The organism is Leptolinea tardivitalis, from assembly GCF_001050275.1.
GTDB lineage: Bacteria > Chloroflexota > Anaerolineae > Anaerolineales > Anaerolineaceae > Leptolinea > Leptolinea tardivitalis.
This window is the reverse complement of the sequence record NZ_BBYA01000012.1, coordinates 39,678-52,622: the sequence shown is the minus strand read 5'-3', so window position 1 is coordinate 52,622 and position 12,945 is coordinate 39,678. Positions and strand designations below refer to the sequence as shown.

General features: G+C 45.6%; 9 protein-coding genes. 2 read left to right on the top strand and 7 right to left on the bottom strand.

The window, feature by feature from the left end; genetic code table 11:
• Positions 1 to 11: 11 nt before the first annotated feature.
• The 7 genes from LTAR_RS14515 to LTAR_RS14485 form a co-directional block, all read right to left on the bottom strand.
• Complete coding sequence (locus LTAR_RS14515) at positions 12 to 2,387, bottom strand: cellulose biosynthesis cyclic di-GMP-binding regulatory protein BcsB (RefSeq protein WP_062422997.1); 2,376 nt, start codon at positions 2,385 to 2,387, stop codon at positions 12 to 14.
• A 42-nt stretch (positions 2,388 to 2,429) separates the two neighbouring features.
• Positions 2,430 to 3,566, bottom strand: coding sequence for a glycosyltransferase family 4 protein (locus LTAR_RS14510; RefSeq protein WP_062422996.1), 1,137 nt, complete (start codon positions 3,564 to 3,566; stop codon positions 2,430 to 2,432).
• The gene (locus LTAR_RS14505; RefSeq protein WP_062422995.1) at positions 3,559 to 4,758 is read right to left on the bottom strand and encodes a glycosyltransferase family 2 protein; all 1,200 of its coding nucleotides are present in this window, start codon (positions 4,756 to 4,758) and stop codon (positions 3,559 to 3,561) included. Before LTAR_RS14505 ends, LTAR_RS14510 begins: the two co-directional genes overlap by 8 nt.
• Positions 4,755 to 5,891: a glycosyltransferase family 4 protein gene (locus LTAR_RS14500; protein WP_062422994.1), complete on the bottom strand. Its 1,137-nt coding sequence runs from the start codon at positions 5,889 to 5,891 to the stop codon at positions 4,755 to 4,757. Before LTAR_RS14500 ends, LTAR_RS14505 begins: the two co-directional genes overlap by 4 nt.
• Positions 5,892 to 5,952: 61 nt before the next feature.
• On the bottom strand, positions 5,953 to 7,413 hold the full coding sequence (locus LTAR_RS14495; protein ID WP_062422993.1) for a lipopolysaccharide biosynthesis protein: 1,461 nt from the start codon (positions 7,411 to 7,413) through the stop codon (positions 5,953 to 5,955).
• Positions 7,406 to 8,899 carry an O-antigen ligase family protein gene (locus LTAR_RS14490; RefSeq protein WP_062422992.1) on the bottom strand — a complete coding sequence of 498 codons (1,494 nt, stop codon included), beginning with the start codon at positions 8,897 to 8,899 and terminating at the stop codon, positions 7,406 to 7,408. The genes LTAR_RS14495 and LTAR_RS14490 overlap by 8 nt, the downstream gene beginning before the upstream one ends.
• A gap of 42 nt (positions 8,900 to 8,941) precedes the next feature.
• Positions 8,942 to 10,030, bottom strand: coding sequence for a diguanylate cyclase domain-containing protein (locus tag LTAR_RS14485; RefSeq protein WP_062422991.1), 1,089 nt, complete (start codon positions 10,028 to 10,030; stop codon positions 8,942 to 8,944).
• Between the two features lie 913 nt (positions 10,031 to 10,943).
• On the opposite strand from LTAR_RS14485, the gene LTAR_RS14480 reads away from it, so the two are divergent.
• Together LTAR_RS14480 and LTAR_RS14475 are read left to right on the top strand one after the other, a co-directional pair.
• Entirely contained in the window at positions 10,944 to 11,741 is a 798-nt protein-coding gene (locus LTAR_RS14480) for a GNAT family N-acetyltransferase (RefSeq protein WP_062422990.1), read from the top strand.
• A 225-nt stretch (positions 11,742 to 11,966) separates the two neighbouring features.
• The gene (locus LTAR_RS14475; protein ID WP_062422989.1) at positions 11,967 to 12,932 is read left to right on the top strand and encodes a hypothetical protein; all 966 of its coding nucleotides are present in this window, start codon (positions 11,967 to 11,969) and stop codon (positions 12,930 to 12,932) included.
• Positions 12,933 to 12,945: the final 13 nt, after the last annotated feature.

Genomic DNA, 12,945 nt, shown 5'->3' with positions numbered 1-12,945 from the left:
ATATATAGTTTTTACAGGTTCTTTCGCCTGGATGTCAGAATAACAACAACGATGATCAGCACAGTCAAAATGGAGAAACCAGCTACAGCCGGTAAAATCCAATCTGTACGGTTCGCAAATGGAATCGCTTCCTTTGGTGCCAGTGTGGGCAGGTCGGTGGGAACCTGAGTCAGTATGGTGGCTCCAGGTATCAGTGTGGATGAAATGTTGCCGGTTCCAGTACCCAGGCGCGTATCGCCGGTGAGAACCTGATCATTACGAATAACGGCAAAATTGCCACCCAGTTTCTTCTGGGTTTGATCTACCAGCAGTGCATTGGCAGAGTAACCCAGACCTTCATCTGTTGATCCAAGAACTGCCAGAATGTTGCGCGCCGAATTCCACGGGGTTGCAAGTAATTCCAGGTACCCGACACTGATATTGGGCGGAATTCGATAAATAACCCGGAACACCGTTTCCTGGGCTACATCACTTCCCTTATCAAACTGGGCCGGGAGGTTGCTTCCCAGATCAGCCAGAATAGGCAACTGACTGGCTCTTCCAATAATGACAAGGTCGTGATCTTTTTTGAATTCCTCCGGAACAGCATCTGCATAGGCCGCATCCAATTCCACCATGTCACCAGTCATCACGCTGCCAAGTTGATAGGCAATCTGGGCAGCCGTTTTAATCGCATCGGGAGAATTTTTGGCCACAATAAATCCGGTCGATTCCAACGTGGGCGAAGTGCTCAAGAAATCAAGGAAATTGGCCAGGGTGGTTTGCTTGACAATTCCCGGCGTCACCGGAGTAAGGGGAATATGCAGGAGTGATTGGTTGGAGATGCTCGTCCAAAGATTGGAGGTAACTGAACCAGAGCAGTAATTCATCGGTTTGTGATCTGTTTCTATGGTTAACTGGTTCATACCGGCCCGCAGAAGGTAACCGGGAATGTTGATCTGTTCTGTTACAATGGACCGTGAGCTTTCAACCGAGTAACGAACTCCGCCGATAGCCTGGTTATTGATATACACAGATAATGCCGATTGGCCCTGGTCAAGGAACGGAGAATTCGTGAAAGACAGCTTCAGGTAAGCATCATTCCGCAGCATCTGTCCCGGTGGAATCAGGAACAGATATTTGTAGTTACGCACCCCGGTTCCATCCAGCCTGATAGTGTCATACTTGAGATCCGCCAGTGTGCGATCATCATTGACGGTGGTTATCAGCTTGCCCGGGATGACGTTGGATACAATCGCCAGATCATTGCGGTCACTCGGCATGATGACACCTGAACTGACCGCTTTGGCCGCCTTCAAGATACCGGCATCACTGTCACCACTCACAATCAAGATTACTTTCGATGTATCCCACGGCGATACCACTTCCGGAATCAAGCCGTCATCTGCCACAGCTTTCGGGGTTTTAAACGAAACGCCATCATACACTGTTGGCAGATTGGCACTCTTTAATACAGAAAATTCAGGTCCCTTTCCCACAAAAATCAAGTGGGCAGATTTCTTGATGTCTTCAGTCAATTTGCTGATGGGTATGGTGGTCAGCGGTAAATTGCCGTTAGAAATTCTTCCAAGTCCGGCATTGATGATCAACGCCGATTGCAGCTCGGCCAGATCCGGGTTGTCGCGTGTGACCATTACGGCGGGGGGTACAGCAACCTGGGTGGTGGCACTGAACAGGCCTGTATTAATATTCTGGCCGTTCAGGCTGGCCGTCGGGGTAGGCGCAGCGGCGGCAGAAGGTGCAATAATGGTATTGGCAAAGAAGGCGCTGTCTTGATACAAAGGGATGGGGAATTGCGAAAGGTTCACCTTCGGCACAACCATATCATGAGACAATTTCAGGCTTGAATCTGACAGTACTGCCACAGTAGTCTGATGATCGATGTTGCAGTCAATGGCCGCATTCAGGTAAAGAGCTACATAATGTTGACCATTGGTGCTGTTGAAAATGGAACGGGGGCTGATGGGAACATTGATTACTTTTTCTCCGCTCCAGTTGAGCAGCAACGTTGTCAACCATACACCATTGAATTCAACGTCTAGGGTGGCACCCGTGGCTTTAATCAGTTCAGCTTCACTTAATGTTGACGATGTGTTGAAGCTGTTATTCAAATGCAATTGAATGGAAGCACCATCGTTTAATTGCCAGTTGTTGGGTACGCTGAAATTAACCCACAGGGAATCGTACGGTCCATTCATAATCTGATCAATCTTGCCCAGATTGCTGAATGAATATACATCCGTACCCTGTTGCAGCGGGAATTTTGTGGGAGTTGGGCTTACCCCGGGTGTTGGTGTAGAAATCGGCACCTGGGCGGCAGCAGGTACAACAGAAAAGACCAGGAGTACCAAAATTGTAATAATAGAAATTGGGATTATTCTTCTCATATTCTTCCTGCGTTTTTATACGCACCTCCCGTTTGAGTCAATTTATGAACGAATGGCCGATATGACAATTGGAACCAATTTTTTTGAAACAACTTCCCATGTATACAGCGTTTCAACACGCTCGCGAGCGGCAGAACCATATTGTCTGGCATTCTCCCTGTTTGATAGCAGCCATAGGAGAGCTTTTTCCAATGCGTCTTCATCGTTAGGAGGAATGACCAACCCGGTTCTGCCGTCTTCAATAATCTCACTCATGGCTTCTCCGGAAACCCCGATGCACGGTAGTCCAAAAGACATGGCTTCCAGAATGACATCACCCCATGTTTCCAGACGTGAGGGCAGGACAAAACAATCTGCTCCACGGTATAACTCACAGATCTTTTCGCGGTTCCAGGTGGGTTCAATGATTTCAACCCCGGTCAGATCATACTGCTCCTGTGGGATTCCGGCCGTCATCATCACCAGCCGGGCATCCGGTGCTGATTTGCGGACTTTCTGAAAAGCACGAATAAGCACATCTCCACCTTTACGAAGAAAATCTTTGCCAATAAACAAAATGGTCGGTGAAGACGATAAAGGTCTGTTGGATGGTTCAGGAAGGGCACCAAAATTGACCCCTCCGCCAATGGCGGTTACTTTTGTTTCTGGAATTCCATAATCGTTGATGACAGATTGGCGCACATATTGACCACGTGTGCAAATGTGGGATGACCGCTGGTAGGCCTTCTTCTCCATTGACAGCCAGGCTGCCAGATCAGCCGGGCTCAAAGGGCTGCGTCCCCATTCGGGTTTACGGCTGGCCAGAGTGCTCGTGTAATCTGTGTAAATCACACTGGGTATCGGAGCATCCTTCCACAGGGTATCCCATAAAACACCGATCTGGAAAATGGCATCCACACGGCCGATTTCCTTTTTCAGGGCGGCGGCCATTTTTTCAGAGCGCATTTTGAACGCAGGCACATTTTGATAAAACCGCTCTTTCCACAGGGTTATATCAGGATGGAAAACCTGCATCTGATTGACTAACCGTGGAAATCCGCGGAGGGTGGCATCATAAACGACCAGTTTAAATTGGGTTTCTAACGCTTTCAAGAAATGCCCATACTTCACCTGGGCAGAAGGTTCATTCTGAATATCACCGATTAATGAAACAAACAACCGCGGAGTTGAACTAGGCATTGATCTGTTCCCCATTGTCAGCCCGCTTCACCTTTTCCCATAAAGCGGTCTCATTACCCTTAATGAATTGAAGGAAGCCTTGAAATGAGGCAATATTGCTATTTACCAGAAACGTGGGTAGATAAACGAGTTTCCCCTGCTTACCGGCAGATATGTTTCCGATGACAGACAGTAGATAAAACAGGCTTTGTATACTAAAGATTATCCAATTAAAAGGAAATGTCAACCGTAAGATAGAAGGTTCGCCCTTACTTAACCCGGGAACAAGCGCCAGTCCGTTGGTTAAGAAGGCGACAATCATGGCAAATGGCAGCAGCAGGCGGAAAACTTTGTGAGAAATCACCTGCCACATGAGCCGTGGATATTTAAGGGGAAAGATCTGTCTGAAATACCGCAAAGCCTGGTAACGGCCAGCGTTGATGCGTTTGCGGCGGATGATCTCATCTTTTTTCGAGTAAGATGTCCGTTCAAAGGATCGGGCCTGAGGCACATAGACAATGCGATATCCCCGGCGTAACAAACGCATGGCCAGGTAGAAATCATCATTGATGATGTGGCGGGGCGCCGGCTCATACAAAGCCCGCCGGATGGCGAAGATTTCTCCGCTCACACCGCTACAAGAACCCAGGCGGGTTTCCTGCTTCTTTATGAAGGATTCATATTTCCAATACAGTCCTTCTGATTCTCCCAGTGTATTTTCATCCTTGATGATATGTTTGGCTCCACTCACTCCACCAACAGTTGGATCAGAGAATGGAACAACCAGGGATTTCAACGTTCCCGGTTCATAAATATTGTTTGCATCAGAAAACAGGACAATATCTCCCCGGGCAAAAGCCATAGCCCGGTCAATGGCAGCCAGTTTTCCCTGCCGCTGAGGTTGGAAACACAGTTCCACATGCCTGCTTTCATAGGTTTGCACAATTTCGGCTGTTTTATCTGTCGAACCATCTGCCACAACCAGAATCTGTAACTTTTCTGACGGATAATCCAGGTTGAGAGAATTATCCAATTTGCGGCGGATAAAATCTTCCTCATTATAGGCAGCAATTAACAATGTGATGGATGGTTCGTAGTCTTCATATTCCTTCGTTTTCCTGCAGGCTTTTCCCAGTAGATAGAGCAAAGCCGGGTAACCGGCATAGGTATAGACAATGATGAAGATGGATAACCAGAAAAAGAACACGATCATGGCATCCCCCTGTTGGCAATCAATGTTTCATAAAGGCTCTTCAAACGAAGCGCCATAGTATCAACGGTGTATTTTTCAAGAATAGTTTCCCGCGCATGTTTGCCTAATGCCAGCCGCAATGCCGGATCATTGAACAACAATTGCACAGCCAGTTGAACGGCTTCAACATCACCAGCCGGAACCAGCCATCCGGATTTCTCATGGGTGATGACATCGGGGATACCCCCAACGGCAGTGGCCAGGCAGGGCAATTCGCAAGACATGGCCTCTAAAAGAGACACTGGAATGCCTTCTGAATCAGACGTCAGGATAAACAGGTCAGATGCTTGAAGGTAGGGTGCCACATCTTCATGGCTGCCGCAGAAAAGCACACCGGCAGGTGCATCTTTTTTCAATTCGTCTTCCAACGGTCCACTGCCTATCAGCAAGAGCAGCGCCTGTGGATCTATGCGGTTCACATTTTTCCATGCAGCAAGAAGAATATCAATGCGTTTGATGGGAACCAGCCTGCCGACAAACACCGCAATCCGGCTGTCTGCCGGTAAACCCAGTTTCCGTCGGCATTCCAATCGTTCGGCATCATCAAGTTTCTTAAACCGTCGGCTGTCAATGCCATTTGAGATTTGCAGCCGCCGGGATCGGGGAACCCCCAGACCGGCCAGTTCGGCATCAATCTCGCCGCTGATCGCAATGAAAGCAGCGGCTTCCTGGCAAAACTGCTTTAGCCGCCATTGCCCCAGAAATTTGTGATTCATTTTTTGAACATCACCAAATGGCCCGCTTGAATGCGGATTAAGGACAATGGGTTTTTTAAACAGGTAATGCGCCAGTAATGCTGTAGTGGATGGAGAAATCAACTCATGGGCATGAATAATATCAGGGTTAATTTTTCTCAGTGTCTTCAAACCGAAAAAGGTGAATGCCAGGGAGGCCAGTGCTTTGAATCCTGGTACGGGCAGACGGTATACCGGTACACCGTCTATCACTTCGTATGGTTCAGTTCCCGGAAGTTGACGGGTAAGTACAGAAACATCTATTCCTTTTTCCTTAAGCACAGGAGCAACCGCACCCAACTGACGTTCGGCTCCTCCAATTCTGGGTGCATATCCGTGTGAAATCATGGCAACTTTCATTTGTTTAGTCTCTCAATGGGTACTGGCTCTCTAAAGTTGCATAGTAGCAGAAAATTGATCGTCAGGATAAAGAAAAAATTCTCCGAAATGTGGCAAAACTTTCCTGAACAATGGAATGGTCCTGCCAGTTGAGCATTACCCCGTAAACTCCCAGGCCAACCAGGATGGATACAATGATCTGTGCAAGAGGAGCAATGGAACCACAGATTTGAAGAAGCCCCCAGACAACAATTGACATGACCAGAGTGCTGATAACGGATGGCTGCATGATTTTCATGATTTCATGGATCGAAATCTTGATGAGCTTCGTTGTAACCACCATGTTAATCACGCAAAGGATGAACGCCGCCCCGGCCTGTGCCCAGGCGACGGCTTCAATAGAACGGATCACTGTGGTGGCAAAGTAAAGGGCGGGAGCAATCATAATCAACCGGATCAGGTAGAGCTTGATCATGGTTCGCAGTTTTCCCATGGTTTTGTAAACCGATTCCGATCCAATCACCAGAGTAACCATGATGGTGTACACAGTGATGATGCTCATAACAGGCACCGCTTCAAGCCATGTATCAGGAAAGAAGGTTCGCCAGAAAGGTTCAGATACAAGAATAATTCCAGCTCCGGTCGGCAGAATCGCCGCACAGATAAACTTCAATGTAATAACAAATCCATGTGCCAGACTCTGTTCCTGATCACGGATATTAACAAATGCCGGGAATGTGACTCTGTTAATTACCACACCAAACTGAGTAATGATCATGTCTGGGATGCGGAAAGCCAGTGTATAAACACCCAACTCTTCCGCGCCCAGATAATGCCCGGTGAAAAGATAGTCAATGTTAAGAAGCAGGGCGATCATTAAATTCAAAAAAGATGTTTTTATCCCGTAAAGGAGCAGGGATGGCACCAGCGATCGGTTGATTGTGAAAACAGGACGCCAGGGAACCACAACCCAATAAGCAATTGTTGAAACTACGGCACCGATCACTTGCCCGAAAATGATGCTCCAGTACCCAAAACCAAGGAGAGCCAGAACGATGGAAATAATCCCTTTCACCAGAGAACTGGCTATTGTAGGAACCATATTCTGTTTGAAGGCAAGGCGTTTGCGAAGGATAAACTCATGGGTATTCCCAAGTGCTGTGACCGGGAAAAAGACAGAATAAATATGAATGACATCGATGGCCCGGTTATCATTAAAATAAGCGGCCACCAGGGGGGCGGTGATCCAGACGATTAAAGCGACCAGCAGAGAATATAAGACCGTCAACCAGAAGGCTGTATCGGCCAGACCATCTTCATCTTTATGATAGATATATGCCGCTCCAATCCCCAGATCATAGATTGAATCCAGAACACTGGTGATGATGAAGGTGTAACCGATTACGCCAAAATCGCTCTTGGTGATCAGGTTGGCCAGAATGATGGTGGTGATAAAAACAAGTACTTTGCTGGCATAGGTTGCCAGGTAAATCCACAACGCGCCGCTAACTATTTTGTCAACCAGTTCATGTTTTTCACTCATTTAGGCTTCCATCGATGACAGGTGTTGTTATCCCAATCTGAGGATTTTTAATTTCATTATCAGCAATCTTTTCGAGCGAGAAAGCAATTCCAATCAACATCCACAGATAATACGGAAAAATATTGTGCAGAAAAATTGACGCCGTGCAATATCCGGCAAATCCAATCATAAGGGCGATGGACATATCGGCTAATCCCGGTTGGTTTAATTTTTTAAACTTGCGTGATGATCGGACCAAGCCGGCAAACACGGAATAGAGAATGAACAGAAAGATTGTCAATCCTACAATTCCCTGTTCAGAGGCCACCTCAAGGTAGAGATTGTGCGCACCACGGGCTTCTACCCGCGGATCCCACCCCAGTTGGCGTGAATAATTCATATATTCAGAATTGTAATTGCCTGGCCCAACACCAATGATCGGATGATCGCGGAACATAATCCAGGCTACACCGGCTTCGCTGAAACGTCCACGGAACGACACCTCATTACGCATTTCAGTTGTATCCTGGCTGAATACATCTGTCAGGGTAGCCATGCGCTGAGTGTATGACGGCGGAAGGATCGAGAAACTCAGAATGAATAAGACCAGCCCTATTAACAGGTACGTCAACGGTGGCTTCTTCCATAGAACCAGAAAACCAATCACTACCAGCAGTGAAAGAAATCCGCCTCGTGAAAAAGTAAAAACGATGGTCATTACAATCACAATCAAAGCATATATGGCCAGGATTTTTAATATTTTTTTCTTTTCTGTAAACGCCCTTTCCAAAGCCAGCGGAACCAGTACAACCATGACCATGGCAAACAGATTGGGATCTCCCAGTGACCCTGACAGGCGGTAATCATTGGTACCACCCACAATATTTTCGACAACGGCCGTACCAAATCCCCAGAAATCATTGGTAAAGGAAGAGGTTAAATACTGGAAAACACTGACTGAACCGAGGATACCTCCGACCAGGACTAAGGTCCATACGATTCCCCGCATATATTCCTTTTTGGTAAAAATTAAGCCAACAATTACGGCGACGCTTCCTCCTTTAATAAATGTTTCCAGAGCATCCTGGGCATCTACCATGTTTCCTGCATACAGATAAGACAGAAACGTACTCACTCCAAAAATGGAAAAAAGCACCACCAGCTTTATAGAAATTTCGGGAAAATGCCGTTCAATGACCCAGTGAATCAGAATCAAGAGAACTAAGAATGCCATAAACGGTAATTGTAACGAAGGGCCGCCATGTAATTCTATGATGTTATACAGCCGGATATAGGTCATGAAGACAAAGGCCAGCAACCCGAATTCAAGGTTGGCCAGGGTAAGAATCGCCACAATAAAACCCACAGCAGCCGCAATGGGTAAATACACATTCGGCGAATACCCCACAATCATCCCAATGAATGCGCCAAAGCTGATAGCCAGCACACCGATGACGATTATCGGCCACTTAAGCGACGATGATTTCTCCCATGGTTGTATTGTCATATTATCCCTCCCCGGCAGTTCTCCAGGAAAGATCAGCCTGGATTATCTAGGGGTTTTTTCGATGGGAGCTCGGCGGGGTGCGAGCAGAGCTTCAGCTCGTTCAGTTACGTCAGCAGTTGTATCCCCTGCATGATACGATGAAACACTGACACAGGGATCAAGTTCAATGGTTTCACCATAGTTTTCCAATGTCACAGGTTTGTCCAATGCCAGACGGATACGCTCCATAGTCCGTTGCGCAGCCGTCTCATTGGTTGACGGCAGTAACAAGGAGAAGGTTGTCTCATTCCAGCGGCCTACGAGATCGCTTCCGCGCAATTCCTTGAGGAGTGTTGCGGCCACCTGACGCATGAGTTGTTGGACAACATTTTGCGGCATGATATCGATTAGATCTCTCAGGTTGTTCAAACGGACCAGACCGACGGAAACAGCCTCAGATGGATTGCTGGCAATTAATTCATCAATCCGGCTGACAAAATAGCGGTGATTCAAAACCATCGAAACCGGATCAAGACTGGCACGCTGACGGTATGATTCAAGGGGAAGGCGGATCTGCTCACTGGAAATAGCCAGCGCAGCACCAATAACCAGACCGAGAAGAGCGGCTACACCGGCATCTTGAAGGGGTTTCGGTGAAATGGGGATGGTGGGCACCAGTGCAGGATCCAGCACATTGATGTCATAGACCTTGTAGAGCTGCTTAATATGCGTGATGGCATTCAGGCCAGTATTATTTGCCAGTAATGCCACCAGTTTGGGGTCATATCCCTGCATTGTCAACTCAAGGATGTTGGCATCAGGAAGAACCACCGTTGTTCGCGTGTAATCATTAAGACTGGCTGGATCAAGGTTCATGGATTTTACGGTTTCGTCGTAAATTCGATCGCTGTTGAGGAATTCAGCAAATGTTTGTACTATGGTTCGAGAATCAAGTGTTCCGAGGCTGTCAAGTGTTTCCTGCCCTGTAGCCATTTCTGTTGCACTTGGACTGATGGAAAAACGGACGCTGGTCTTGTAGATCGGTTTAGTAAAATAAGCAGAAATAAGAGCTACATTCAAGGCCACCAGAATTGTGATCAACACAACCCACCATCGCCGTTGAAGCATTTTTAGATAGAATTTAATTTCCATTTTACGCTCCGTTGCAACCTGACAAAAAGGAAAACCCTTACAAGAAACCCTGGTACGAATACCCTGGATAATTTGAATAAAACGAATTTATTACCGAACTACCTGCCTTTCTGCGTTATTGTCATCGTCAAACTTTCTTAAAACTTGAACTGTTTTTTTCGAAAACCAGCCGGATTAACTTTCTTTTTATGGTAACATTTTGAAGAAAATACTATTGTAAAATTGGGTGCTTTGTTAAATCACAAATAGAACTCATTCAAAACCCTGCTTATGTCTGCATCAGTTCAGAGACGAGTCCTATTCGAAGTTTTCTGCTACGTCGATCGGTTCCTCGATAACAAGTATCAATTTCTATCAACTTGCATTTTATTCCGGGAACCAACAAATCATTGCATCCTCATTACAAAGTTGATGGCGTGGAAATTGAAAACCCAAATCCTATTATCCACTGCTGTCTACCTATTCACCAACTGTCGATTTAACCTTCAAAAAAGGTGAAAGCTGGTTATATAACACTTGCAGCATTATCTATATGTAATTGTCTTCGTACTAGTGAATCTTCTCCAACAATATTTTACATTAAAACTAGTCAACGCACAACTTAAATTCAATTCTGTATAACGTCAATACATCCTGAATTAAATAATTACCCTTTAATTTATCCGATTCGTTTGATTATTTGAAATATTTCTGCTTTACTGAAGACAGTTACCGTATAAAGATCAGCTGATGGATGCATGCATGAGAGTTGTTGTATGTATAATTACCAGAGAAGTAAAATCTGGTAGATGGTTTCTTCTTTCATTATCTGGCAATACCGGGTAGATAGTACTGAATTGGGTAAACTTTCCTCGATGTGCGGATAATAACTTTTTATATAGAAGTACTACGATCTATTGCGGGGTTTTATTTTATGGAAATAAGAGAGATACCTTATAGCGAAATTACTCTCTGGGACAATCTGGTCTCATCTTCTCCTGAACAATCTGTCTTTCTTTCAGATAGTTTTCTGAAAACCTGGGAAAAAACTGATCCAGAATTAAATCTATTCAGACTTGGGTGTTATAAAGATGGTGAATTGGTGGGTGGAATTGCCATTCTTCATAAAAAAGCTTTAAAAAAGATCCGAATTCAAAACATACTGAGTATTTTCTACACCAGTTCCCCGATTATTTCGGGGAATTATCCCAACCATAGTGCCGGGTATTACGAAATCCTATCGAACCTGGCAAGCGGGATACGAAAATTTTTCCCATATCTTCGTTTGGAATGCAGTCCGCATTTAGACGATGCCTCTGCTTTCTTTGATCAGGGTTGGAATGGAAAACCGCGCTATGCCCATATGTGGGATATCCGCGATCCAGAAGAAATGCTCAATACCATGCATCGGAAAAAACGTTACGTCCGGCGTGCTATGAAAGATTATCTATTTTCTGTTGAACAGGAAGGGGATTTTGAGGACTTCTTGTCCCTTTACCTTCGCGACCTTGACCGGTTTTCCTGGCAGCCGACTAACAGTTGGATTAAAGCATTTCGTGCACGCGTCGAATGGATGAAATCTCAAGGAATTTTCCGTCTTTACACCTGTCGAACACAAGAAGGTCAACTGGCCAATTCCATAGCCTGCATTCTCAGTCCGTGCAACAAAACTGCCTACGGCTGGCTTGTTGCTTATGACCGCACGATTCAAGATAATGCAATTTCGCCCTAAATATATTACTTCGCAGCACTTGATCTGTGCCGAGACTATACCTGTCTTGATATTGGTGAAGCAGCGAATCAGTCTATCTATTCTTATAAAGATTCAATGGGAACTTCCATGCACCCATTCTGGGTTTTAGAAACTCCCAATGCCCAAAAATGGTTGTCATTATATAAGAATCTCCAGAGAGCAAAATGGGCTCTTACCCGGCAATCTGAACGGTGAGGTTTTGCAATGAAGTGTAACTTTCCTGAAATTGATCCATCGCTTCAAGAGAAATGGGATTTGCTTCTGCAAACCTCTCCTCAGGCTACATTGTTTCATTCACCAGAATGGTTCCAGATGCTTATTGAAACCGAACCCGAGGCAAGTTCGGTTCACCCATTTTTTTATGAAAACGAGGGGAACCTTTCTGGAGGCCTGATTTTAAGGTCAACTGTCCGCCGGGGAAAGAAAATCGCTGATCTGCACTCGTGCGGATACAACGGACCGTTATTCAGTCCTGAAATCCACTATCAAGAAACATCTCACACGTATGCATCTTTTTGTGTTTTTTCCTGCCTGCTACAAGACGCTGCGAAAGAATTGGAAACTATTGTCATTGAAAATTCCCCGGACATATGGAATGTAAGTCCATACAATTTCAACCAGTGGAAGATAGTGCCCTCTTACAACCATATATGGGAGAAAAAGTCTGAGGAAGAAGCATGGCAGGCTATTAATCCACTACAGCAGGAAAAAATCCGGGGTATTGAAAACAGATATCATTTCGATGAGGATCAATCAGACCGGCGTTACAATGAATTGTTTACACGACTCACCCTTCGGAGTGAATTGACGTGTGGGATTTTTAAAGGAAATGTTCAGGTTTTAAGAAATAGGATTCAATGGATGAGAGATCACAACCTCTCTCATTTATATTCACTGGTGGATCAATCTGGTAACAGCGTTGAGACTATCCTCACAGTACATAGTCCTCACAATGGCGCAGTCTATCTGTTGTGTGATTTCTCTGCAATCAGGGATTACACTCCAGAAATTCTGGCTGCCCTTTACTGGAAAACATACACCCACCTGGAAGATACCACCCGGTTTTTTGATCTGGGGAAATCGCACAGTCCGGTGTGCGCTCAATTGCGCAACGACCTGGGATGCCGGTTGGTTCCCCGATTCACATGTAAGTATTTCGCAAAGAATTAATCGCTTTGAATCA

Excerpts from the sequence above, each read along its gene's own strand:
- LTAR_RS14480 (WP_062422990.1), top strand. The coding sequence starts at position 10,944 with ATGGAAATAAGAGAGATACCTTATAGCGAAATTACTCTCTGGGACAAT.
- LTAR_RS14490 (WP_062422992.1), bottom strand. The coding sequence starts at position 8,899 with ATGACAATACAACCATGGGAGAAATCATCGTCGCTTAAGTGGCCGATA.
- LTAR_RS14475 (WP_062422989.1), top strand. The coding sequence starts at position 11,967 with ATGAAGTGTAACTTTCCTGAAATTGATCCATCGCTTCAAGAGAAATGG.
- LTAR_RS14485 (WP_062422991.1), bottom strand. The coding sequence starts at position 10,030 with ATGGAAATTAAATTCTATCTAAAAATGCTTCAACGGCGATGGTGGGTT.
- LTAR_RS14515 (WP_062422997.1), bottom strand. The coding sequence starts at position 2,387 with ATGAGAAGAATAATCCCAATTTCTATTATTACAATTTTGGTACTCCTG.
- LTAR_RS14505 (WP_062422995.1), bottom strand. The coding sequence starts at position 4,758 with ATGATCGTGTTCTTTTTCTGGTTATCCATCTTCATCATTGTCTATACC.
- LTAR_RS14495 (WP_062422993.1), bottom strand. The coding sequence starts at position 7,413 with ATGAGTGAAAAACATGAACTGGTTGACAAAATAGTTAGCGGCGCGTTG.
- LTAR_RS14510 (WP_062422996.1), bottom strand. The coding sequence starts at position 3,566 with ATGCCTAGTTCAACTCCGCGGTTGTTTGTTTCATTAATCGGTGATATT.
- LTAR_RS14500 (WP_062422994.1), bottom strand. The coding sequence starts at position 5,891 with ATGAAAGTTGCCATGATTTCACACGGATATGCACCCAGAATTGGAGGA.